A 22,505-nucleotide genomic window follows, 5' to 3' on the forward strand; every position below is an offset into this window, starting at 1 on the left:
CCCGCCGGAGCGAGAGCTCAATGCACGAAATTACTCGCGGCGTCTCGCGGCGGAAGCTTCTGATCGGCTGCGCGATCGGCGCGCTCACGCCCTGCATCGCTGATCGGACTGGTCTTGCGCAGACCCTGGACCTCGATGAATTTCTACGCCTCAGCGCCGAGCTCACCGGACGCCCGAATCTTTCCGTCGATTCCGCCCGGATTTATCTGCAGGCTCTTGGATCGGATCGCGGCGGCTCTCCGCCTGAAATCGGCGGCCTGAACCAAACAGACTCGGGCGGTCTCGCGCGCAGAATCGTCGCCGATTGGTATTCCGGCCAGACCGTCAATTCCGGGCGCATGATTTGCGTCGACTACACGGGCGCGCTCATGTGGCGCGCGATGGCCTTTGCGCGGCCGAGGGGCATAGCCGGCGACGACGCTGTGCGCTGGGCCGACGCGCCAATCGAGAAGTGACGCCTTCCTATGGATTTTCACGCAGACGTCTTGATCATAGGCTCCGGCGTCGCGGGCGCTTTGATCGCCTCGCGCGTGGCGCACAAAGGCTTGAACGTCATCCTCATGGAGGCAGGCGCTCGCGTAGATCGCGCAGCCTCGGTGAAACGGTTTCAGAGCGCGTCTCCCAAGACGCCCGAGTCGGCGTACGAACAATCTGATTTCACGCCGCACCCCGAAACCGACAAGCCTTACGGCTTCTACGCTCAGAAAGGCGCTCATCCCTTCAATTCGACCTATCTGCGACAGGTGGGCGGCACGACATGGCATTGGCTGGGCTCCGCCATTCGCCTGGTTCCCGACGATTTCCGGATGCGATCGCTGTTCGGGCTCGGCGTCGACTGGCCGATCTCCTACGCCGATCTCGAGCCCTGGTATTGCCAGGCCGAACAGGAGCTGGAGGTCGCGGGAGACGATCACGACGATCTCGGCTCGCCGCGCTCCGCGCCCTACCCCTTTCCGCCACTTGCACAAAGCTTTCTCGATCTGGCGTGGCGCGACGCTTTGCAAACGTCGGATTACAAGGTTCGACCGACGCCGCAGGCGCGCCTCTCGAAGCCATCGGGCGACCGGCCGTCCTGTCGCGGCAGCGCGAGTTGCATTCCCGTCTGTCCGATTCAGGCGAAATATGACGCGACGATTCATATCGCGCGCGCTCAGTCGCAAGGCGCGACGCTGCTCACCGAAACCTGCGCCAATTTCATCGAATGTCGTCCGGACGGGCGCGTCGAGGCGGTGAGATTCATGCGCTCGGATGGATCGACCGGGCGCGTATTCGCGCGCGTCGTCGTCGTCGCGGCCAATGGCGTCGAAACTCCGCGGCTCCTTCTCGCGTCGGGCTCGGAGTCGTTTCCTGGCGGCGTCGCGAACCGCTCCGATCAGCTCGGGCGCAACCTGATGGATCATCCGATCCAACTCAGCTGGGCGCTGACGCGCCAGCCCGTCTGGCCTTACCGCGGCCCCGGCGCGACGTCGGGGATCGAAAATTTTCGGGACTCGAAGGATCGCGGCGTCAATTCGGCTTTGCGATTCGAGATCGGCAATGAAGGCTGGAGCTGGCCAACGGGCGCGCCGGAGTCGACCGCCCGCGAACTGGCGCTCAGCGGCTTGCGCGGAACGGCGCTCGACGCCGCTCTTAAGGAACAGACGTCGCGGCACATCCGGGTCGCCGCATTGACCGAGCAACTGCCTCTGGCGAGCAACAGGGTGACGCTCGACGCGACGCAGATCGAAAAGACCGGCCTGCCGCGCCCCGCGATCTACTATGAACTCGACCGCTATACCGACCGCGCGCTCGCGAACGCCAGACACAGGCATGAAGACATGTTCGCCAGAATTGGCGTCGACGCCTTTTGGCACAAGGACGACGCACAGGCCGCCGGCCATATCATGGGAACCGCACGCATGGGCGATGACCCGGCGACATCCGTCGTCGACAGGAATCTTCGCGCCCACGCGCATCCAAATCTTTTTGTGGTCGGCGCGGCCGCATTCCCGACGGGCGGCACCGCAAACCCGACGCTCACCATCGCCGCGCTCGCGCTTCGCGCCTCCAACGCCATTCTTTCGGCTTTGGCGGAATAGGTGGGGCTTCTAAGAAGCGCGCGGCTTTAACGCCGCGCCGAGCGCGTCCGCGGCGTAAATCGCGTCGACGAGATCCGCCGCGGTCACCTCGAAAGGTTCGTTATGCGCGCTTTCGCCGGCGGCGACGGCGCGTTCGGCGATCGCCCAGGCCATCTCTCGCGTCAGCTGCTGAAGCCCGAGTTCAGCGAGCGTCAACGGCAAGCCGATGGAGAGGCAAAATCCCATCGCTTCATCAATCGTCGAACTCGGCCGCCCTTCGAGCACGAGCTGCACGAGCGTGCCGAAGGCGACCTTTTCGCCGTGCAGCCGGTCATGCGTCTCCGGCGCAGCGGTCAGCCCGTTGTGGACGGAATGCGCCACCGCGAGTCCGCCCGACTCGAACCCAAGCCCCGAGAGAAGCGTGTTGGCTTCGATGATGCGTTCGAGCGCCGGCGTGATCGCGCCGGCCCGCGCGGCGGCGACGGCGGACGTTCCGTCGTTGAGCAGAGTCCTGTAGCAGAGTTCGGAAATCGCGGCGGCTGCGATCGTGCTCAGCCCGCCGGCGACGTTCCTGCGATGCGCGCGGATCACGGCGTCCGCTTCGAAATAGGTGGCGAGCGCGTCGCCCATGCCGGAGACCAACAGGCGCACCGGGGCGCGCGCAATGATCGTGCTGTCGACGAGAACGAGATCGGGGTTGCGCCGGTAATACAGGCATTTTTCGAATACGCCGTCCTCGCTGTAGACGACGGAAAGGGCGCTGCAGGGCGCGTCGCTCGACGCGGTCGTCGGGCAGCAGGCGACCGGAAGCTCGAGTTCGGCGGCGACCGCGCGAGCGGCGTCCAACGTCTTGCCGCCGCCGGCGCCGACGATCGTCGAGGCCGACATGCGGCGCGCTTCCTCGACGCCGCGGGAAATCTCAGCCAGAGAACATTCGCCGCCAAAATCCATAAGGGCGAAATCGAGTCCGGCGGCGGCGAACGTCTCGCGCCATATCGGCTGCAGCGCCTTGCTGGCGGCAGGGCTCGCGATGATCAGCGCTCTTCCGGCAATCCCAAGCCGCGAGAGTTCCGAGGCGAGCGCGCGCGTCGCGTCGCGGCCTTGAACATATCGCGAGGGAGAGCAGAAGACCTTCAGCATGCCGCTGTCCGAGTGTCGTGCGTGGGCGTTGCGATTTGAGAGCAAATGAAGCCTGAACGCAACGCATGGCTCGGTCGTCTTCGCCTGTCCGACGCTCGCCTTGCCTGACGTTCCTCTCAGGCCGCGCTTGTCGCGAGCGCGTTCACGGGCTTTATTCCCCAGACTGCTCGTCGACTTTTTTGAAATCAGCTCCCTTGAGCGATATCGTGCCTGTCCATGCCCACTTTGGACTCTGTAACGAACTCGCGAGCTTCCTCGAATGCAGACATCGCTTCACGCCTCTGACGGCGACCGCTGCGCCAGCCGATTTCGTCCAAGCCGAAGAGCTGTCCTTCACGCGCTGACGAGCATCGCCTGCCTTGCGCCTTGCTCGGCGCTCGCGGTCGAACAGATCCCGCGCAGCCGCTGCGCGGTCGTTCCCGTCCGCGTGCCGGCGAGGGGATTCTTGCGCCGCACCGCCGCGCGGCTGCGGGCGCGGATGCCCGTTCAGGTGCTGGCGATCGGTTCTTCCTCGACGCAAGGGGTCGGCGCTTCTTCCCCCGCCGCCGCCTATCCCGCGCGACTCGAAATCGCGCTTGAGCAGAGATTTCCTGGCGCGAATGTCGAGGTCATCAACGCCGGGAAAGCCGGCGAGACCGCGGATGGCGCGCTTGCGCGCCTGAATGCTGAGCTCGACCGCATCAAACCCGATCTCGTGGTTTGGCAGGTCGGGACGAATGACGCGTTGAGCGCATCGGTTTCGGAGCCGAAATTCGAGGCCGTGGTCGAACGCTGCATCCTGTCGATCGAGCGGCACAAGAGCGACGTGCTGCTCGTCGATCCGCAATTTACGAAAACGGTCAGGGATCCCGCCCGCTACGAACGTTTCGTGCAGACATTGGAGCGGGTCGCGGAGAAGGAGCATATCTGCCTCTTTTCCCGCTACCACCTGATGAAGACGCTCGCCGCCTCTTCCGACGGCGGCGTCGAGCCTCTGCTCGCGCCCGACGGTCTCCACATGAACGACGCCGGCTACGCCTGCATCGCCGACCGGCTTGCCGGCGAGATCCAGGATCTCGTGAGCCAGCCCGATCTTTGAGATATATTCAGCCCCTGAACGCCAACTCAGCCATCTGACGGTCAATTTGGCGCTTGAGATATACCGGGCGTAGGCCCGAACTGGCTGACGACGCAGTCTCCTGCGAACCCGTCTCGCCTCGCTCCCCTCCCTGACTATGGGAAAATCAGGGAGGTTTTCAAAAATTCAGGCTTCACCCCAATCGTCTGCGACGAAACCCACTGATTCCAGTGCCATGGCGTCGATTCGCTGCTGCAAAAACAGGGACGCATGTGACCAGAAACCCGGGACGCGGGCCTGTTATCAGGAGAATTTCTTGTCGTTAACCGGGATCGGATTGTCGTTAGCCGGGATTCGATTGCCATTATCTGGATTTCGGTTGCCGTTGAGCGGGATGAGCGCGCCGTTAGGCGGGATATGCGAGTCGCTATCTGGAATGGCGGCGCCGTAAAGCGGGTGGATCTTGTCGGCCTGCGACAACGCCGTGCGTTTGCGATCGAACCGGGTGATTCGGGGTTCTCGGACGTCCCCGGGTCTGAAATGGCCCTCTACCGACCTCTTGAGCGAGTCACCTGCTGTGCAAGGGCGCCCTAACCGGATCGACGGGCGCATTGCGCGCAAAGCAACGCCAGTATTTTGCAAGCATTCGAACGGGTAAAAAGTGCCTTCCGAAAGGCGCCGGTTCTTAAACGGCCCTTACAGGGGCTTTGAAGGGCCTTTGAAGAGGCCCCTCCCCGCCGCGAATTTTGTTGCTACAGAAATAGCCTTTGGTGTGTAAATCTATACGTTAAATACCTTTGAATGGCTGTTTAAGGGCGCTTTCCCCAAGCTTATCCCCACTCCGAATATTGACGAGCGGAATCTCTCTGTGAAAGCCTTTGCGCAATTCGATCGGCGCTCGTTGCGTGAAGCGCGCAAGCCGGTCGCGCCAAAATTGCTGTCGAGGCAGACCATGAACGCCATGTAAATGCCGATGTTAATTTCCCCAGAAGCGCCGGAGTAAAATTCCCCAGTTGGCGGGCGTGGCGATCAGCCGAGGTCTTGATCGGCGCCTCCGTTTTTTGGCGGGCGTCCGCGACGACGCAGGGTCGGCGGGATTGGCGCGGGTTGGATGCTGGCTTTCGTCCGAACATGTTCGGGCAAGAGGTCGGCGTGCTCGCGCAGGCGATAGCTCGAGCCTTCGATCTGGAAGACGACGGCGTGATGCAGGAGACGGTCGAGGAGCGCCGTGGCGACGACTGGATCGCCAAAGATCTCGCCCCATTCCGCGAAGCCGCGGTTCGAGGTGAGGATCATGGCGCCCCTTTCATAGCGGGCGTTGACGAGCTGGAAGAACAGATTGCCGCCGCCGGGCGTAACCGGCAGATAGCCGATCTCGTCGACGATCAGCAGCGAGAAGCGGCAGAAGTAACGGATCTTCTCCCGCAGCGCCCCTTCGCGTTCGGCCTTGGCCAATGTTGCGATGATGTCGGCGAGGCAGGCGAAGTAGACGCTGCGGCCGGCTTTAACCGCCTCGACGCCGAGCGCCAGGCTGAGATGGGTTTTGCCTGTGCCGGGCGGTCCGATGAGATGAACCGCTTCGGCGCGATCGATGAACTGCAATTCGGCGAGCGCCATGACGCGGCTCTTGTCGAGCGACGGCTGGAAGGCGAAGTCGAAGCCGGCGAGCGTCTTGACGGCGGACAGGCGCGCCATCTGGAGCGCCATCCGGACGCGGCGGTTCTCGCGTAGCGTCAGTTCTTCGGTGAGCAGAATGTCGAGCGCGTCGAGCGCCGTAGTCTCGCCACGCTCGATGCCGCGCAGGGTGATGTCGAGGATTTCGAGGGCGCGCGGCATTCTCAGGCCGACGAGATTGCGTTTGACGCGGTCGATGACGGCGGAGGGCGTTGCATTCATCGTGAGCCTCCCTGCATCGCCAGCCGGCGCCCCACCGCGTCATAGAAGGCCAGCGGGCGTCTCGCGGCGTGATCGCCGGCGCGCAGCATGAGGGACGGCAATGCGTCGGGCGGCCGGCGACGATACGCTTGCAACGGCATTCTGCGATGCGCCGGATCGAGACGTTTTTCGCCGCGGCCTTCGAGCGGCGCATGGGCGGCGATCAATTCGCCGTCCTCGAAGATGCGGATGGCGTCGGCGAAGACATGGACATCAAGGACGCGTCGCCGGGTCGTGTCCGGGACGCTGTAGAGATTGCCGCCGACGCTGACCATGCCTTCATGCGACGCGCGCCGCTCGAGCCGAAGCACCGCCTGATAGGGCGTCGACGGCACCGGCTTGAGCGACGCCTTCTCTTCGGCGAAAGCCTCATCGACGACGCGCCTGGTCGTGGCGTGGACCCTCGGATTGGCGATCGTATCGAGCCAGATTCGGAGCTGGGCGTTCAGGTCATCAAGATTGCGGAAGGCGCCGCCGAGGAAAAAGTCTTCCCGGATGTAGCGGAAGGGCCGCTCAACCTTGCCCTTCGTTTTGGCGCGGTAGGGTTTGCAGGCGCGCGGCTGAAAGCCGTAATGGCGCGCCAGATCCAGTAGCGCGCGATTGTAGACAACGAGGCCATCCGGGTCTTCCCCGATAACGGCCGTCTTCATGCGATCGTAGAGGATCTCGCGCGGGACGCCGCCGAGCGCCTCGAAGGCGGCCATATGGCAGCGTAGGACGCTTTGCATATCCTGGTGCAGGACGAAGCGCGCCCAGATGAAGCGGGAATGCCCCAGGACCATGGAAAAGAGCCAGACGATCCGCTTGACGCCGAGCTCGTCGAGGAACTCGACATCGAAGCGGGCGAAGTCGACCTGAGCCTGTTCGCCAGGCGGCGTCTCGAAGCGCACCTCGAAGCCTTTCGAGCGCGGCGGCCGAAGTTCGCGCAGGAAGTCGGTGACCGCAGTGTAGCCGCCGGCATATCCGCGATCCTTGATCTCTCGCCATAGCCGGCGGCCGCTCAGCGCCGGATAGGCGACGAGGCGCTCCCGCAGATAGGCCTCGAAAGTTGCGATCGCGCGTTCGCGCGGCGGCCGCGCCTTGTAGCTGGGCGCCGTCAGCCCCGCGGCGATGTGCTTGCGGACGGTCTTCCGGTCGATTCCGAGCTGGCGCGCGATCGCGGACACAGAGACGCCCTGACGATGTAATTCCAGGATCATGACAATTTCCCCGAGTTTGATCACCGAGCCCTCCCTTCCGCCAAGGGGAGCAGCATCGGCGAGTCGGCGCCGCCCGGCCTTCCAGGGCATGCCCTGGAAGGCCGGGCGTCACGAAAACTGGGGATTTTTCAATCGGCACATTTGGGGAGTTTACGACCGGCACTCACACCCTTCCTGCACAGCGCTCAGACGGCGGCTCGAGAGCCGCCGCCTCCCCCACTTTTAGTCGGGGACGCGGCGCATGAAAACAGCCGTCGCCAAGCCTCAGCGCTGCGCCATCTACACGCGTAAGTCGACCGAACACAATCTCGACCTCGCCTTCAACTCGCTCGACGCGCAGCGAGAAGCTTGTGAGGCCTATATCAAGAGCCAAGCCCATGAAGGCTGGCGCCTCGTCGCCGATCGCTTCGACGACGGCGGATTGTCCGGCGCGTCGCTCGAGCGTCCGGCGTTGCAAAGCCTTTTGGAGCAGGTCCGATCCCGTAAGATCGACATCATCGTGGTCTACAAGGTCGATCGCCTGACGCGCTCGCTCGCCGACTTCGCCAAGCTCGTCGAGCTCTTCGACGCGTTTGACGTCTCTTTTGTCTCGGTCACCCAGTCCTTCAACACCACTTCAAGCATGGGAAGGCTGACCCTGAACGTGCTGCTGTCCTTCGCTCAATTTGAACGCGAAGTCATCGGCGAGCGCGTCCGTGACAAGATCGACGCCTCCAAGCGCAAGGGAATCTGGGTCGGCGGGCCGGTTCCTCTGGGCTATCGAAGCAGCGGCAAGAAGCTTGAGATCGTTCCTGAGGAGGCGGAGCTGGTGAAAAAAATCTTCGCCGACTACCTGCGCCTTGGGTCGATCGGCGAACTGGCGGCGGCGCTCGACCGGGAAGGCGTCAGACCAAGACCCCGCAAGCTCGCGAGCGGCAAAACGATCGCCGCCGCGAGCTTTATGGTCGGTCCGCTCGCGCATATGCTGAAAAATCGCTTTTATGTCGGCGAGATCGCTTATCGCGGAGAGATCCACAAGGGCGAGCACGAGCCGATCCTCGATCGCGATCTCTTCGACGCGGTTCAGGCGAGACTGGCCGAAGGCGCCGTCAAGCGAAAGCTCACGAGATCACGTACCTCCTCCATGCTCGTCGGTCTTCTCTTCGACGATCGCGGCAATCCGATGAGCCCGAGCCACGCCAACAAGAAAGGCGTCCGCTATCGTTATTACGTGTCTCACGCCTTGCTGCAGAACCGAAAAAGCGAAGCGGGAACCGTCTCCCGCGTGTCGGCGCCCGACGTTGAGCAACTCGTTTGCGACACTGTGAGGAAAGCGCTGAACGCAAATGATGGCGCCTGCGATCGCGATCTGATTCGCGCGCGGATCGAGCGGATCATCATTGCATCCGATCGTATCGCGATCACGCTTCGCGAGCCGGAACTGGAAGCGGATCTATCAGACGCTGAAATCGCGTCGAACAGATTGACCGAGCTGACGATCCCCTTTGCCCCAAAACTCGCGCCTCGGAAGGGAGTTATGCATGCGCCAATAAACCAGGGGACGATCGACTCCGAAACGCGAGAGATGTTGCTGAAGGCGATTGCGCGTTCACGTGGATGGATGGAGACGATCCTGTCGGGTAAGGCCGCATCATTCAACGACGTCGCCTCGAGCGAAGGTCTCGCGGAACGTTATGTCCGGCGTTTGGCCGTCCTTGCTTTCCTGTCGCCGAAAGTCATTCAGGCGATCGCCGACGGTGCCGCTCCCTCAGGTGTGACAGTCTCCAGCCTGACACAGGCTCTGCCTCATGCTTGGGCAGATCAAGAGCGACTGCTTGGCCTCGGCTAAAAGAAAGCGCTTTTGTCCGATTGCGAGCGGCGCGCACAGTCTCGTACCTCTGTTGCGTCTCGATCCGGAAGCGACGACATAGTGAAGACACTTACGGTTTCGTCGTCCGAATCGCGTCAAAGCGAACCGGTCTGCGCGCAAAGCGAACCCGTCTCAGGAGGCGTCCGTCGAAAAATCCCGGACATTGGAAAATCGCCTACTGAGACTGCGCCTGGAATCGCGCCATTGAAACCGGGATTTCCGACTCAGGAAAGTCTCTGAGCCGCCGCTCCTCGCGCAAACGCCCCGAATTCCCGGTCCTTTCCCCAAAGTCTGCGTCCGGTGTGAACTTCAGGGAATGTCTGGCTGGGGCGGGAGGATTCGAACCTCCGTATGGCGGAATCAAAATCCGCTGCCTTACCGCTTGGCGACGCCCCAATGCGCAGGTGAGGCGATAGCGCGCCACGCCGCGACAATCAACTGGCCGACCGCCTGGCTCACACCGCGATCGCGCCGGCGCTCGCCGCGGCGCGCCGCAATTCCGCGATGTTATCGGCGTAGCAGACCTGCCCGCCCCGGAAGGCGGCCGAGCCGGCGACGAGCGCGTCGGCGCCGGCTTCGACGATCTGCGGCGCCGTCAGCGGCGTCACGCCGCCGTCGACCTCGATGCGGATGGCGCGACGTCCGATCATCTCGCGTATGGCGCGGATCTTGTCGAGCTGCGAGGGGATGAAGCTCTGCCCGCCGAACCCGGGGTTGACCGTCATCACCAGAATGAGATCGACGTCGTCGAGCACATATTGCAGCGCGCTTTCATGCGTCGCCGGGTTAAGCGACACGCCCGCCTTCTTGCCTAGCGCGCGGATCGACTGCAGCGAGCGATGCAGATGCGGCCCGTTCTCGGCGTGAATGGTGATGACGTCGGCGCCCGCTTCCGCGAAGGCCGCGATATAGGGATCGACCGGCGAAATCATCAGATGCACGTCGAGCGGCAGCGTCGTCACCGGCCGCAGCGCGGCGATGACGCCGGGCCCAAAGGTGATGTTGGGCACGAAATGCCCGTCCATCACATCGAGATGAATCCAGTCGGCGCCCGCCTCGGTCATCGCGCGCGTCTCCTCGCCCAGCCGCGCGAAATCGGCTGAGAGAATGGAGGGCGCGATGATCACCTTCGACATGGTGCCCTACTCGGCCGCCTTCTTGCCGGCGAACTGCGGATCGAGCGCGCCGCTGGCGTAGCGCTTGGCCATTTCCGAAAGCGGGATCGGCTTGATCTTCGACGCCTGTCCCGCCGTGCCGAACTCCTCATAGCGCTGCTTGCAGACGGCGCGCATCGCCTCCATCGCCGGCTTCAGATATTTGCGCGGATCGAACTCGCCCTTGTTCTTGCCGAGGACGTCGCGGATCGCCGCCGTCATGGCGATGCGATTGTCGGTGTCGATGTTGATCTTGCGCACGCCATATTTGATGCCGCGCTGGATTTCGGCGACCGGCACGCCCCAGGTTTGCGGCATCTGGCCGCCGGCGGCGTTGAAGGCGTCCTGCAACTCCTGCGGCACTGACGAGGAGCCGTGCATTACGAGATGCGTGCCGGGCAGGCGGCGATGGATTTCCTCGACCACCTTCATCGCCAGGATGGCGCCGTCGGGCTTGCGCGAGAATTTATAGGCGCCATGCGACGTGCCCATGGCGATCGCCAGCGCGTCGACCTTGGTGCGGGCGACGAAATCCTCGGCCTGCGCCGGATCGGTCAAGAGCTGATCGTGCGAAAGCTTGCCCTCGGCGCCATGGCCGTCTTCCTTCTCGCCCATGCCGCTCTCCAGCGAGCCGAGCACGCCGAGTTCGCCCTCGACGGAAGCGCCGACCCAATGCGCCATATCGACAACATTGCGGGTGACGCGCACATTGTAGTCGTAATCGGCGGGCGTCTTGCCATCGGCCTTCAGCGAACCGTCCATCATCACCGAGGTGAAGCCGAAGCGGATCGCGCTGGCGCAGGTCGATTCCGCGTTGCCGTGGTCGAGATGCATGACGAGCGGAATGTCCGGCCAGATTGCGGCGAGCGCCTCGATCATCTTGGCGAGCATGATGTCGTTGGCGTAGCTGCGCGCGCCGCGCGAGGCCTGGATGATGACCGGCGCGTCGACCGACGCGGCCGCCTCCATCACCGCCAGGCCCTGCTCCATATTGTTGATGTTGAACGCCGGAACGCCGTAGTCGTGCTCGGCGGCATGATCGAGCAGTTGCCGCAGGGTGATGAGAGCCATTTGTCGCCTCCGCTATCTCTTACGTCTTAACTAGCGTACGGGCCGCGTCAGCCACAGCCTCGGCCGTGACTCCGAAATGCTTGTAGAGTTCGGCCGCCGGCCCGCTGGCGCCAAAGCCGCTCATGCCGATGAAGGCGCCGCGCTCGCCGATCCAGCGGTCCCAGCCGAGCCGGGCCGCTGCCTCGACCGCGACGCGGGGCGCGGCGCCCAGCACTTCGGCGCGGTAGGCCTCGGACTGCGCCTCGAACAGCTCCCAGCAGGGCATGGAGACCACGGCGGCCTTGATTCCTTGCGTGCCCAGAATGTCGGCCGCGGCGAGGGCGATTTCAACCTCGGATCCCGTTGCGAGCAGCGTCGCATCGCGCTTGCCGGCGGCTTCGCGCAGCACATAGCCGCCCCTGGCGGAGAGGTTTTCGCCGACCGGCCGCTCGAGAGTCGGCAGGTTCTGCCGCGACAGGCTCAGGACCGACGGCGTGTGGGCGCTGGCGAGCGCCAGCTCCCAGCATTCGGCGGTCTCGATGGCGTCGGCGGGGCGGAAGACGTTGAGATTCGGCATGGCGCGCAACGCCGCGAGATGCTCGATGGGCTGATGCGTCGGCCCGTCCTCGCCAAGGCCGATCGAATCATGGGTGAGCACATAGATGACGCGCAGGCCCATGAGCGCCGAGAGGCGGATCGCGCCGCGCGCGTAATCGGAGAAAACCAGGAAGGTGCCGCCATAGGGGGCGAAGCCGCCATGCAGCGCGATCCCGTTCATGGCCGCCGCCATCCCGAATTCGCGAACGCCATAATGGATGTAGCGGCCGGAAAAATCGCCCGGCGCGACCTCCCCCATCCCCTTGGTGATGGTGAAGTTCGAATGCGTCAGATCCGCTGAGCCGCCGATCGTCGCCTGCGTCGCGCCGTTGATGATCCCGAGCGTCATTTCCGAAGATTTGCGCGTGGCGACTTTCGGCTTCTCCGTGGCGAGCGTCGCGCGGAACTCGGCGAGCGGCTTGGCGACCTCCGCCCCGACGTCGCCTTTCATGAAGGCGTCGAAGGCGGCGCCCTTCGGCGAAGCGGCGCGTCGCGCCTCCCAGTCTTCCCGCGCCTTGGCGCCGCGCCGTCCCGCCGCGCGCCAGCCCTGCAGCACCTCTTCGGGCAGTTCGAACGGCGCGTGCGGCCAAACGAGCGCTTCACGCGCGGCGTCGATCTCCGCCGCCCCGAGCGGCGCGCCATGGCAGCTCTCCTTGCCCTGCTTGGTCGGCGCGCCATAGCCGATCACCGTGCGGCAGCCGATCAGCGACGGCCGGGGATCGGCCTGGGCGGCGGCGATCGCCTGCGCGACCGCCTCGGGATCATGGCCGTCGACATGGGCGACGTGCCAGCCGGCGGCGGCGAAGCGCGCGATCTGGTCCGTCGAGGTCGCCAGACTCGTCGGCCCGTCGATCGAGATGGAATTGTCGTCCCAGAAGACGATCAGCTTCGAAAGCTTCAGATGACCAGCGAGATCGATCGCCTCATGGCTGACGCCCTCCATGAGACAGCCGTCGCCGGCGATCACATAGGTGAAATGGTCGACGAGATCGTCGCCGAAACGGGCCTCCGCCAGCCTTTCGGCGATCGCCATGCCGACCGCGGCGGCGAGCCCCTGGCCCAGCGGGCCGGTGGTCGTCTCGATGCCGGCGGCGTGGCCATATTCCGGATGGCCCGCCGTCGGCGAACCGAGCTGACGGAAGTTCTCGAGCTCTTTGCGGCCCATGCCCGGATAGCCGAGGAGGTAGAGCAGCGCGTAAAGCAGCATGGACCCGTGGCCGGCCGAAAGCACGAAACGGTCGCGGTCCGGCCAGTCCGGCCGGGCGGCGTCAAACTTCATGAAGCGCTGGAAAAGCACGGTCGCGACGTCGGCCATGCCCATCGGCATGCCGGGATGGCCGGATTTCGCCTTTTCGACCGCGTCCATCGCCAGGGCGCGGATGGCGTTGGCGTCGCGGCGCGGATCGGCCACCGCGCCCGCCGCTGAAGTTTCCTTGGCCGCCGTCAGTATAGTGTCGTTCACGTCACGCCTTTCTTGCGTCTGACCAGTTCGAGGATCCTCGGCGTGAGGATCAGCTGCATCGCGAGATCGAGCTTATTGCCCGGAATTACGATGGAATTTGCGCGCGACATCCAGCTTCCAGCGATCATCGACACAAGATAGGGGAAGTCCACCCCTCTCGGATCGCGAAAGCGAATGACGACGATCGATTCATCGGGCGTCGGAATCGAACGGGCGACGAAAGGATTCGAGGTGTCGACCGTCGGCGCGCGCTGAAAGTTTATGTCAGTTTCCGAAAACTGGGGGCAAATATAATGCACATAATCGTGCATGCGCCGCAGAATCGTCTCGGTGACGGCCTCCGTCGTATAGCCGCGCGAGTGCCGGTCGCGGTGCAGCTTCTGGGTCCATTCCAGATTGATCACCGGGACGACGCCGATCTTGAGGTCGGCGTAGCGCGCGACATTGACGTCGTCGGTGACGACGGCGCCGTGCAGCCCCTCATAGAACAGCACGTCGGTATTGGCCGGGAGCTCCTCCCACGCGGTAAACGTCCCCGGCGGCACGCCGAGCCGCGCCGCCTCGTTCTCGTCATGGGCGTAATGGCGGTAGCGGCCCGAGCCTGTCTCGCCATATTGGCGAAACAGCGTCTCGAGCTCTTGCAGCAGATTGGCGTGGGGACCGAAGTGGCTGAAATTGTAATTGCCGGCCCCCTGCGCCTCCGCGAGCTTCGCCTTCATTTCGTGGCGATCGTAGCGATGGAAGCTGTCGCCCTCGACATAGGCGACTTCGATGCGCTCGCGGCGGAAGATCTGCTCGAACGTCGCCTTGACCGAGCTGGTGCCGGCGCCCGACGAGCCGGTGATGGAGATAATGGGATGTCTGACCGACATGGGCGCGCTACCCGGAACCTTCGAGCAAGGCGAACTGTCGGCCCGCGACAGACCGGCCGACCGTGGGGGCTTCGCCGGCTTGTCGCACGCCGCGCGCACAAAGGAAAGGCTTCCGCTCCGGCCGCTTAACGCCCCGAGCCGCCGACTGCGCGCCAAGCGTCGACCGCTCTGATGCGAACAGGGGTTCGGCGCGGTTTCGCAGCCTTGACTTGCGCGGGGACGGCGACCTATATCGCAAATTCTTCGAGACCGCTCACGCGGCTTGGGGCGGAGTAGCTCAGTCGGCTAGAGCAGAGGAATCATAATCCTTGTGTCGGGGGTTCGAGTCCCTCCTCCGCTACCATTTTCCCCCCAAAATACTGTTCGATCATCGACTGCTTTTCCTCATCCGTGAAAAGCTCCTGCTTGTTCAGCGCCATGAGCGGCGTGAGACGGATCACGATCTTCAGGGGCAGCTCTTCTTCCTTCGTCACAAGGTTCTTGGTCGCAGGTCCGACGATCACTTTCGACAGAAGCGCCACAAACAAAGCGCGCACTTCCGCACAGACCGGAGCATCGCCCAACGCGAAATCCTGGAACACTCGGCGCAGGTCGCTGGCGTAGCGGCGAAATTCGGCAACATCCAGCTCGATCGGCGGCGGTCTGTCCTCTCGCGCCATCTCGATCTTTTTGGCTAACGCCTTGGCTTCGCTGTCCAGTTCACGTAGACGCCGGCTGACCGAATCGAGATCGCCGGCAAGGCCGCGCTCCACGAGTCCGAGCAAGCGGCGCTGGGCGGCGAGCGCCCGGTCATGGCCTTGTTGCCAGTCCGAGATATCGCGGCGCGCCGCGCGCATTTCCTCGTCGTAACCCCTTCTGGCCCCGGCCACCAATCGTTCGGTGACGGTGGGCTGGTCGAGTTCGTCGAGAAGCGATTCGACGACCTCGCGCTCGATTTCGTCGAGATAATAGCGCCGCGTGTTGTCGCAGGAGCCGCTTTCCTTCACAGCCGAACAGACGATCCGACGCCTCCCGGCGTAGACGTCGTGCGCCGTCATACCGCCGCCGCAGGAGCCGCAGCGCAGCAACCCGGAGAGGATGCGACGCCGGTTGCCATGGGTTCGGACGCCGCCCGGCCGGGTTTCGGCGTTCTTGCGGGTCTGCACCGCTTCGAAAATCTCCCGATCCACGATGCGCAAATGCGCCGCGTCGGCATGTTGCCATTCGCTTTCGGGATTGATGCGAGAAACGCGCTTGCCAGTCGCCGGATCGCGAACCATGCGAACGCGGTTCCAGACGATCCGCGCATCATAGATCGGATTGAGCAGAATGCCGTGTCCGCGCGAGAGATTGCCGTTGATGGTTGAAGCGTTCCAGCGCCGCCCGCGCGGCGGCGCAATCCCGTCGCGGTTCAAGCCGGCCGCAATGTCGCGCGGCGATTTTCTCGCCACATATTCGGAGAAGATGCGCCGAACGATCTCCGCTTCCTCTTCCACGATTTCAAGCGCGCCAATCTTACCGGGCATTGGCCGGTAGCCATAGGCGCGCCCTCCGGCGCTGCGGCCCTCGCGCACGACGCCAGCCATGCCGCGCCTGATTTTCTTAACGCCGTCTTCGCGGAAAAGCTGCCCGACCAGCCCGCGCAGGCCAATCGCGACGGTGTCGGCGACGCCCTCATGCACGTTGATGATTTCGACGCCGATAAAAGAGAGGCGCTTGTGAATGCCGGCGAGGTCTTCCATATCGCGGGCGAGACGATCGAGCGCCTCGACGATGACGACGTCAAAACGCCCAGCGTTCGCGGCTTCAAGCAGCGCCGCCAGCCCCTCGCGGCCTATCCTTGATGCGCCAGAGCGAGCTTTGTCGGCGTATTCGGCGACGACGCGCAAATCGTTGCGCGCTGCAAACGTGCGGCACAGCGCCGCCTGATCCTCGCAGGAACGTTCGTTTTGAAGGTCGGTTGAAAAGCGGGTGTAAATGGCCGCTCGACGCGTCATTTCTCAGCGTTCCCCCGCAGCTCGGCCATGGACTTGGCGCCTTCCTCGCGGAAGACCATATCGAGGCCCCGCATCAGCAAGTCGTGCATCTTCACGCGGCGATAAAACGCCAGTTCGCGCAACTGCTCATAGACGGCAGGATGCAGGTAGACTGTCTGCTGGACCGTGGTTCTTGGGCGGCGAACAGGCGGCTGCGTCTCGCCCGAAGAGGGCGCGCTTTCGTGCTTATTCCCCACGGTTTCAGCTCCAGCTCGTTGTCTCATGGTCCAATTTTATAATGGCAATTTCGTCGACTGCCAAGCGCCTGGGCGACACGGGGGGCGGCCGGCGATATCCTTCACGCAAATGCAGCACCCTGCCCCACCGACCATCGCCGATCTTCGCCCTGAGGGGGTCGCTGGCGCATGGGTCTGGTGCGTTGGGCTGGGGTGCGCGAACTTGGCAGGATCGCCATCGACGCCATGCGCGCCGCCTGAGACGCGGTTCATCGCATTGGCGGGGTCGCGCCGATTCGTCTGTTCGGAATGCGGCTCGCACGACGCGCATGTGATGCCGGGCCGGCCGCCATATCGGACGCAGAGTTGAGTGCGGTGAACGCGACGCTTGCCCCTATTTGCGCGTGCGTTTTTCGCGGTTCTCAGTTTGGAGGCTCACCTACCGCGATGAGCGCACTTTCTCTTCTTTCGATTTTTCCGAAGTCAGAGGATTTGCTGGCGCTGAAAAAAAGCCGCTCGGCGAGCTTCCTGCGACCTTTAGCGCCCGCGCGGAAACGGTCGCCGACAAGCCGATGTTCCGCTCGGCGTTCAAATCGCGCCGCTGCATCATTCCGCCGTCGGGGTTCTATGAATGGACCGGCGCGAAGGGCGCAAAGACGCCGCACTATTTTTGCTCCCCGACCGGCGAGCCGCTGGCGTTTGCCGGGTTGTGGGAGACGTGGCGCGATCCTGAAAGCGACGCGCGGGTCGACTCGGCGACGATCATCGGCGGCGCTGCCAACGAATGGATGTCGCCCTTTCACGATCGAATGCCGGTCATTCTCGATTGGCGCGATGTCTGCGTCTGGATAGCCGGCGACGAGCCTGGCGCATTGCTGCGCGCGCCTCCTAAGGACGCCTTGCAAGAGTGGATCGTCTCGCCGCGCGTGAACCGCTCCGGCGCTGGCGATGATGATCAGGCGCTGATCGAGCCGACGGTCACAGCATGAACGCTTCGTTAATTGCTAATCGAAGCGCGCAGAGTGAAGGTTTCGTCTATAGAGTCCGATCCGCTCGGTAAAACTCAGCGACAAGATGGGCGGACACGGCTTTCAGGTCCTCTACACGTTTTTGTGCGCCCAATTCATCGGGCTATATCCACGAGGATCATTTCATGCACTACGGCCGGACCTCTATTCATGCTAAACTTGTAGCTCAACAAAAGACGACGCTGTGCTTCCGAGGGAGCGGTATGCTCATCGTATGATTGCCCGGCGTCAGAAGAACGCTTAGTGCGCAACTTTGTGGCTCCCAATACGCGACGGTGAGATGATACGATCGGCTGCGACACATCTTCACCATGCGCGTCCAACTCAATAATCGCGGCGAACGTAGCCCACGTAAAAACATCCCATCATGACCATCGTTGTGGCGTTAGCATCGGCGTCGTTCGCGGTTAAGGCCGGCGGCGCTCGGTCGGCGCATCGGTCGCAGTCGAAGATAAAATAGCCGTCCGACTCACCATCTGCGAAGGAGGCAAATTCATAAACTCGGGCTGTTTTACCCCGCTCTGCATCCATTAGGCGCGCGGCTCGAACCGCTAATCTTTGGATGTCGTCGCGATCACGGGCCGTGAGGTCAGCCCATCCCGGCGAACACGACGCCAAAGCTGCGGTATCCCCGCATAAACGATCCGTCTTGTCGATCAGAACCAAACGCACCAACGCCGGACCCCAACGCCGCAAGGCCTCGTTAAGTGCTTCAAAAGAATAGCGCAGGCCGTGGAGCGCGCAACGGCAAGCGGCAGAAAACGCAATGCGATCCGAGCGCCAGAAGCTCTGGCGATAGCTCTGGCGTCGCGGACGGAAGCCCTCTAGGATGTGGTAAGTATTTATTTTTTCGTCGACTTCTTTCGGAACTATCCCATCGCCGGGCAGTTTCCCCTACTTCAAGGGAGTTTGCGTCATGCCGGACATAGCGCCGGACGGCTGGCGGAACGTGACCGCCAGAGAACACGGAACGCAGCCCGACCGATCGCAAATGATGGCCGAGCATGTTCGAGTCCAGCTCGCTAAGCTGCTGACGGAGCCACTGCCCGAGCGGATGGCGACGTTGCTGGCCGTTTTGGAACGCGCGCCGCGTGCACCGAAAGCTTAGTGCTCTAGAGGCTTGAGCCGGTCGGCGAGGCACGCCATGTCCTCGGCGCTGACGCTCTTGCCGGTGATCGCCGTATAAAGCGCCGCCACGCCTTCCGCCAAATCATCTGCCGCCGCGTTGTAAGCGGCGCGCCTTGGCTTTCGCCTCTTCCAGTTCATCCATGGGGCCTAGCCAATTCCCTCAATGATCCGCCCGGTTCCATCGCAGCGTTCGCAGGGCTCTTCCGTGGGCTGGCCCGTCTTCTTATCGACCTGTTTGCCAGTCCCGTTGCATTCAGGGCAGATATCTTCTCCGGTGCCGGGAGTTCCCGCTTCCGGGTCGTCGTCAGGCGTATGATGGCGAAGCGGATTTTTTGACATGCAATTGCCCCGTTCGAGCTGCGAATTAAGCCGCGCTGTGTTCATACCATCCGCGCGAGCGGCGGACGATATGGACTACAGAGAGCATGACCGGCACCTCGACGAGCACGCCGACGACGGTCGCCAGCGCCGCGCCTGATTGGAAGCCGAACAGCGCGATTGCCGTCGCGACGGCCAGCTCGAAGAAGTTGCTCGCGCCGATGAGCGCCGAAGGACCGGCAACGCACCACTCGACGCCGAGGACGCGGTTGAGAAGGTAGGCGAGACTCGCGTTGAAATAGACCTGAATCAGGATCGGCACGGCGAGCAGGCCGATGACGAGTGGCTGACGAATGATCTGTTCGCCTTGCAGGCCGAACAGGATGACGAGCGTCAGTAGCAGCGCCGAAAGCGAGAGCGGGCCGAGCCTGCCGAGCGTTTTCTTCAAGGCGTCCTGGCCACCCTGCGCCAGCAGCGCGCGGCGCCACAGCTGCGCGACGATGACCGGCACAACGATGTAGAGCACGACCGACAGCAGCAGCGTGTTCCATGGCACGGTGATAGAAGAGAGGCCGAGCAGCAAGGCGACGATCGGCGCGAAGGCGATGACCATGATGGTGTCGTTCAACGCAACCTGTGAAAGCGTGAAATGCGGTTCGCCATCCACGAGGTTCGACCAGACGAAGACCATGGCCGTGCACGGCGCGGCGGCCAGCAGGATCAGGCCCGCAATATAGCTGTCGATTTGGTCGGCAGGCAGGAACGGCCTGAACAGGTGCGAGATAAAAAGCCAGGCGAGCAGCGCCATGGAGAAGGGCTTCACCAGCCAGTTAATACCGACCGTCACCGCAATTCCGCGCCAGTGCTCCTTGACCTGCCCCAGGGCGCCAAGGTCGATCTTGAGCAGCATGGGGATGATCATCAGCCAGATCAGCACGGCGACGGGCAGATTGACCTCGGCGATCGTCGTGCCGCCAATGGCGTGGAACACGGCAGGCACGGCCTGGCCAAGGACGACGCCCGCGACGATGCAGAGCGCAACCCAGAGCGTCAGGTAACGCTCGAAGAGGCCCATGGCGGGCGCTTTGCCTATCGCGGGATTGCTGGCGAGGGTTGTGGCTTCGCTCATGATGCTCGACTCTTTCCAATGACATTTCAGGCGGGTTCGGTCGCATAGCCCGCCAGTTCGAGAAGACGCGGCACGCCGACTGGCTCTTCGCTCAACAGCGGCACGACAGCGTAGCGGCGCGCACGGACCGTTGCGACTTTCTCCACCTCATGCAGTTCGTTCCTGGCGCGCTGTCGCAACAAGGGAGAATGCGGGCGCGCCGCCGCGACACTGTTATTGATGACCCATGCCCAAGGCTCAATGCCCGCACGACGCAAGTCCGCCTGAAGATTTGCCGCTTCGAGGACCGGCGTCGGTTCCGCGAGCGTCACGAGCAGAACCTTGGTTCTGCGCTCGTCCTGAAGCTGCATCATCGGCGTCGTGTAATGCGCCCGCTTTGCGTCCAGCATCCGCGCGACCTCGCGATGGTAGGCCCCCGTCGCGTCCAGGAGCAGCAGCGTGTGGCCGGTTGGCGCGGTGTCCATGACCACGAATTTCTCGCCCGCCTCACGGATGATGCGCGAGAAGGCCTGAAAGACGGCGATTTCTTCCGTGCAGGGCGAGCGCAAATCCTCTTCGAGCAAGGCCCGCCCCTGCGCGTCAAGCTTCGCGCCCTTCGTCTTCAGCACCTCTTGTCGGTAGCGTTCAGTCTCGGCGTGCGGGTCGATGCGGCTCACCGTCAGATTATCCAGTGACCCATGCAGTGTTTCGGCAAGGTGTGCGGCAGGATCGGAGGTTGTGAGGTGAACCGGCAGACCGCGGTGCGCCAGTTCGACGGCGACCGCTGCCGCCAGCGTTGTTTTGCCGACGCCGCCCTTACCCATCAGCATGACGAGGCCATGGCCATCCGCGGCGATGCCGTCCACCAGTTCCGAGAGGCTGGGCGCGTGCATCTCGACGGGTTCGCCGACAGCGGCGAGGTGCGGCGGCGTCTCAACGAGGAGCTGACGCAACGCATCGATTCCAACGAGATTAAACGGCTTCAAAGGCACATAGTCGCATGGCAGGCTGCGCACGGCGCCGGGCATTGCCGCCAGAGCGGCCTGCTCGCGCGCGTAGAGAGCGGCGGCGAGCGCATCGAGCGCCGCCTCTTCGATCGGCATCAGACCATTCACGACGAGTAATTGCTGACGGAGGCCAATCGCCGCTAGTGTCCTGTCCCAGAAATTACTAGCCACGTTTTCGCGATTGTGATTCCTTCGGCCCAGGCGGGATTCGGGAGGGCGGCATGGCGAGGGACGGAGCGACCAAAGCGAGCAAGATTGAGCTCAGCGAGAACGAACGGGAATACCTCAAAAGGCTCGTCCGGCGACGCAAGGTGGCGCGTGGGCATGCGCAACGCGCGGAGATCGTGTTGCGGGCCGCTGACGGGCTCAACAACTGCGAGATCGCGGCTGCGGTCGGTGTAACGCGGCAGACCGTGCGCACATGGCGCGAGCGTTTCGCCAAGCACCGTCTCGATGGTCTCGACGATGAGCCGCGCTGTGGCGCGCCACGCAAGATCGGCGACGACCGCGTTGAGGAGATCGTGACCAGGACACTCGAAACGCAGCCCAAGAACGCGACGCACTGGAGCACGCGCGGCATGGCGAAAGCATCGGGCGTGTCGACTTCGTCGGTTCATCGCATTTGGCGTGCATTCTCCCTACAGCCGCATCGCACCGAGACTTTCAAGCTCTCGACCGACCCGCAGTTCGTCGAGAAAGTGCGCGACATCGTTGGCCTCTATCTCGATCCGCCCGACAAGGCGCTGGTGATATGCGTGGATGAAAAGAGCCAAATACAAGCGCTTGATCGAACGCAGCCGCTGCTGCCGATGCGCCCTGGACAAGTCGAGCGGCGCACGCACGACTACGACCGCCACGGCACTACGACGCTCTTTGCCGGCTTCATCGCTGCTGTCACGGCTGAGACGACCGTGAAGGCTGGCAGTGTGATCGGCACATGCATGCCGCGCCATCGCGCGCAGGAGTTCCGCAAGTTTCTCGACGAAGTGGAGAGCAACGTTCCCGCCGGCCTCGACATTCACGTCGTGATGGACAACGCTTCGAGCCATAAGACGCAAGTGATCCGCAACTGGTTCGCCAAGCGGCCCCACTGGCACATGCATTTCACGCCGACATCGTCGTCGTGGATCAATCAGGTCGAACGCTTCTTCGCGCTGCTGGCCGAAAAGCAGATCAAGCGAGGCGCGCACAAGTCCGTCAAAGACCTCATCGCCGCCATCAAGGCTTTCCTCGCCCAACAGAACGCTGATCCGAAGCCGCTGCGCTGGACCAAGTCAGCCGACGACATTCTGGCCTCCATCGAACGCTTCTGCCGTCGCACCCTCGACCTCCAAGCCAAAGCTGGATAGAAAC

General features: G+C 63.3%; 19 protein-coding genes and 2 tRNA genes. 7 read left to right on the forward strand and 14 right to left on the reverse strand.

Features of this window, described 5'->3' with window-relative positions:
• Positions 1–20: 20 nt before the first annotated feature.
• Together AC0X69_RS08265 and AC0X69_RS08270 are read left to right on the forward strand one after the other, a co-directional pair.
• Positions 21–455, forward strand: a complete 435-nt coding sequence (locus tag AC0X69_RS08265) for a hypothetical protein (protein ID WP_482612981.1) — start codon at positions 21–23, stop codon at positions 453–455.
• A 9-nt stretch (positions 456–464) separates the two neighbouring features.
• A complete protein-coding gene (locus tag AC0X69_RS08270) occupies positions 465–2,078 on the forward strand; it encodes a GMC family oxidoreductase (protein WP_482612982.1) in 1,614 nt (537 codons plus the stop codon).
• A 9-nt stretch (positions 2,079–2,087) separates the two neighbouring features.
• Here the strand turns inward: AC0X69_RS08270 and AC0X69_RS08275 are convergent, their stop codons facing one another.
• Positions 2,088–3,197 (reverse strand): glycerol dehydrogenase, encoded by a 1,110-nt coding sequence (locus AC0X69_RS08275; RefSeq protein ID WP_482612983.1) that lies wholly within the window; start codon positions 3,195–3,197, stop codon positions 2,088–2,090.
• A 259-nt stretch (positions 3,198–3,456) separates the two neighbouring features.
• Between AC0X69_RS08275 and AC0X69_RS08280 the strand changes: the two genes are divergently transcribed.
• Positions 3,457–4,275, forward strand: a complete 819-nt coding sequence (locus AC0X69_RS08280) for an SGNH/GDSL hydrolase family protein (RefSeq protein ID WP_482612984.1) — start codon at positions 3,457–3,459, stop codon at positions 4,273–4,275.
• Between the two features lie 282 nt (positions 4,276–4,557).
• Here the strand turns inward: AC0X69_RS08280 and AC0X69_RS08285 are convergent, their stop codons facing one another.
• The 3 genes from AC0X69_RS08285 to istA all read right to left on the reverse strand — a co-directional run bounded on the left by AC0X69_RS08285 (position 4,558) and on the right by istA (position 7,412).
• Positions 4,558–4,734, reverse strand: coding sequence for a hypothetical protein (locus AC0X69_RS08285; protein ID WP_482612985.1), 177 nt, complete (start codon positions 4,732–4,734; stop codon positions 4,558–4,560).
• Positions 4,735–5,283: 549 nt separating this feature from the next.
• On the reverse strand, positions 5,284–6,150 hold the full coding sequence (istB, locus tag AC0X69_RS08290) for an IS21-like element helper ATPase IstB (RefSeq protein WP_482608716.1): 867 nt from the start codon (positions 6,148–6,150) through the stop codon (positions 5,284–5,286).
• The gene (gene istA / locus AC0X69_RS08295; protein WP_482609828.1) at positions 6,147–7,412 is read right to left on the reverse strand and encodes an IS21 family transposase; all 1,266 of its coding nucleotides are present in this window, start codon (positions 7,410–7,412) and stop codon (positions 6,147–6,149) included. Before istA ends, istB begins: the two co-directional genes overlap by 4 nt.
• 217 nt (positions 7,413–7,629) lie before the next feature.
• Between istA and AC0X69_RS08300 the strand changes: the two genes are divergently transcribed.
• Positions 7,630–9,216, forward strand: a complete 1,587-nt coding sequence (locus AC0X69_RS08300; protein ID WP_482612986.1) for a recombinase family protein — start codon at positions 7,630–7,632, stop codon at positions 9,214–9,216.
• Between the two features lie 342 nt (positions 9,217–9,558).
• Here the strand turns inward: AC0X69_RS08300 and AC0X69_RS08305 are convergent.
• From AC0X69_RS08305 to AC0X69_RS08325, 5 genes are all read right to left on the reverse strand, one after another.
• Positions 9,559–9,633 (reverse strand) — tRNA-Gln (locus AC0X69_RS08305).
• Positions 9,634–9,692: 59 nt separating this feature from the next.
• Complete coding sequence (gene rpe, locus AC0X69_RS08310) at positions 9,693–10,373, reverse strand: ribulose-phosphate 3-epimerase (protein WP_482612987.1); 681 nt, start codon at positions 10,371–10,373, stop codon at positions 9,693–9,695.
• A gap of 6 nt (positions 10,374–10,379) precedes the next feature.
• A complete protein-coding gene (gene fba / locus AC0X69_RS08315) occupies positions 10,380–11,462 on the reverse strand; it encodes a class II fructose-bisphosphate aldolase (protein WP_482612988.1) in 1,083 nt (360 codons plus the stop codon).
• A gap of 19 nt (positions 11,463–11,481) precedes the next feature.
• Positions 11,482–13,500, reverse strand: coding sequence for a transketolase (gene tkt / locus AC0X69_RS08320; RefSeq protein WP_482612989.1), 2,019 nt, complete (start codon positions 13,498–13,500; stop codon positions 11,482–11,484).
• Positions 13,497–14,372 (reverse strand): phosphoribulokinase, encoded by an 876-nt coding sequence (locus AC0X69_RS08325; protein WP_482612990.1) that lies wholly within the window; start codon positions 14,370–14,372, stop codon positions 13,497–13,499. Before AC0X69_RS08325 ends, tkt begins: the two co-directional genes overlap by 4 nt.
• Before the next feature lie 266 nt (positions 14,373–14,638).
• Between AC0X69_RS08325 and AC0X69_RS08330 the strand changes: the two genes are divergently transcribed.
• Positions 14,639–14,715, forward strand: a tRNA-Met gene (locus tag AC0X69_RS08330).
• Here AC0X69_RS08330 and AC0X69_RS08335 read toward each other — a convergent pair.
• Both AC0X69_RS08335 and AC0X69_RS08340 read right to left on the reverse strand, forming a co-directional pair.
• Positions 14,672–16,348: a recombinase family protein gene (locus AC0X69_RS08335; RefSeq protein ID WP_482613331.1), complete on the reverse strand. Its 1,677-nt coding sequence runs from the start codon at positions 16,346–16,348 to the stop codon at positions 14,672–14,674. The two genes, AC0X69_RS08330 and AC0X69_RS08335, sit on opposite strands and share 44 nt — an antisense overlap.
• A complete protein-coding gene (locus tag AC0X69_RS08340) occupies positions 16,345–16,584 on the reverse strand; it encodes a ribbon-helix-helix domain-containing protein (protein ID WP_482612991.1) in 240 nt (79 codons plus the stop codon). The genes AC0X69_RS08335 and AC0X69_RS08340 overlap by 4 nt, the downstream gene beginning before the upstream one ends.
• 551 nt (positions 16,585–17,135) lie before the next feature.
• Here AC0X69_RS08340 and AC0X69_RS08345 point away from each other — a divergent pair.
• Positions 17,136–17,552 carry an SOS response-associated peptidase gene (locus AC0X69_RS08345; protein ID WP_482612992.1) on the forward strand — a complete coding sequence of 139 codons (417 nt, stop codon included), beginning with the start codon at positions 17,136–17,138 and terminating at the stop codon, positions 17,550–17,552.
• 363 nt (positions 17,553–17,915) lie between these two features.
• Here the strand turns inward: AC0X69_RS08345 and AC0X69_RS08350 are convergent, their stop codons facing one another.
• From AC0X69_RS08350 to AC0X69_RS08360, 3 genes are all read right to left on the reverse strand, one after another.
• Entirely contained in the window at positions 17,916–18,266 is a 351-nt protein-coding gene (locus AC0X69_RS08350; RefSeq protein WP_482612993.1) for a hypothetical protein, read from the reverse strand.
• Positions 18,267–19,083: 817 nt separating this feature from the next.
• Positions 19,084–20,112, reverse strand: a complete 1,029-nt coding sequence (gene arsB / locus AC0X69_RS08355) for an ACR3 family arsenite efflux transporter (RefSeq protein ID WP_482613332.1) — start codon at positions 20,110–20,112, stop codon at positions 19,084–19,086.
• Positions 20,113–20,192: 80 nt separating this feature from the next.
• Positions 20,193–21,323 (reverse strand): ArsA-related P-loop ATPase, encoded by a 1,131-nt coding sequence (locus AC0X69_RS08360; RefSeq protein WP_482612994.1) that lies wholly within the window; start codon positions 21,321–21,323, stop codon positions 20,193–20,195.
• Between the two features lie 50 nt (positions 21,324–21,373).
• Between AC0X69_RS08360 and AC0X69_RS08365 the strand changes: the two genes are divergently transcribed.
• Complete coding sequence (locus AC0X69_RS08365) at positions 21,374–22,501, forward strand: IS630 family transposase (RefSeq protein ID WP_482607591.1); 1,128 nt, start codon at positions 21,374–21,376, stop codon at positions 22,499–22,501.
• The last annotated feature ends 4 nt before the right edge of the window (positions 22,502–22,505 follow it).

The sequence above is a fragment of the Methylocystis sp. Uni0008 genome (assembly GCF_056838045.1).

Excerpts from the sequence above, each read along its gene's own strand:
- AC0X69_RS08275 (WP_482612983.1), bottom strand. The coding sequence starts at position 3,197 with ATGCTGAAGGTCTTCTGCTCTCCCTCGCGATATGTTCAAGGCCGCGAC.
- arsB (WP_482613332.1), bottom strand. The coding sequence starts at position 20,112 with ATGGGCCTCTTCGAGCGTTACCTGACGCTCTGGGTTGCGCTCTGCATC.
- AC0X69_RS08335 (WP_482613331.1), bottom strand. The coding sequence starts at position 16,348 with ATGACGCGTCGAGCGGCCATTTACACCCGCTTTTCAACCGACCTTCAA.
- rpe (WP_482612987.1), bottom strand. The coding sequence starts at position 10,373 with ATGTCGAAGGTGATCATCGCGCCCTCCATTCTCTCAGCCGATTTCGCG.
- AC0X69_RS08270 (WP_482612982.1), top strand. The coding sequence starts at position 465 with ATGGATTTTCACGCAGACGTCTTGATCATAGGCTCCGGCGTCGCGGGC.
- AC0X69_RS08345 (WP_482612992.1), top strand. The coding sequence starts at position 17,136 with ATGTTCCGCTCGGCGTTCAAATCGCGCCGCTGCATCATTCCGCCGTCG.
- AC0X69_RS08325 (WP_482612990.1), bottom strand. The coding sequence starts at position 14,372 with ATGTCGGTCAGACATCCCATTATCTCCATCACCGGCTCGTCGGGCGCC.
- AC0X69_RS08365 (WP_482607591.1), top strand. The coding sequence starts at position 21,374 with ATGGCGAGGGACGGAGCGACCAAAGCGAGCAAGATTGAGCTCAGCGAG.
- AC0X69_RS08300 (WP_482612986.1), top strand. The coding sequence starts at position 7,630 with ATGAAAACAGCCGTCGCCAAGCCTCAGCGCTGCGCCATCTACACGCGT.
- fba (WP_482612988.1), bottom strand. The coding sequence starts at position 11,462 with ATGGCTCTCATCACCCTGCGGCAACTGCTCGATCATGCCGCCGAGCAC.
- AC0X69_RS08280 (WP_482612984.1), top strand. The coding sequence starts at position 3,457 with ATGCAGACATCGCTTCACGCCTCTGACGGCGACCGCTGCGCCAGCCGA.
- istB (WP_482608716.1), bottom strand. The coding sequence starts at position 6,150 with ATGAATGCAACGCCCTCCGCCGTCATCGACCGCGTCAAACGCAATCTC.
- AC0X69_RS08265 (WP_482612981.1), top strand. The coding sequence starts at position 21 with ATGCACGAAATTACTCGCGGCGTCTCGCGGCGGAAGCTTCTGATCGGC.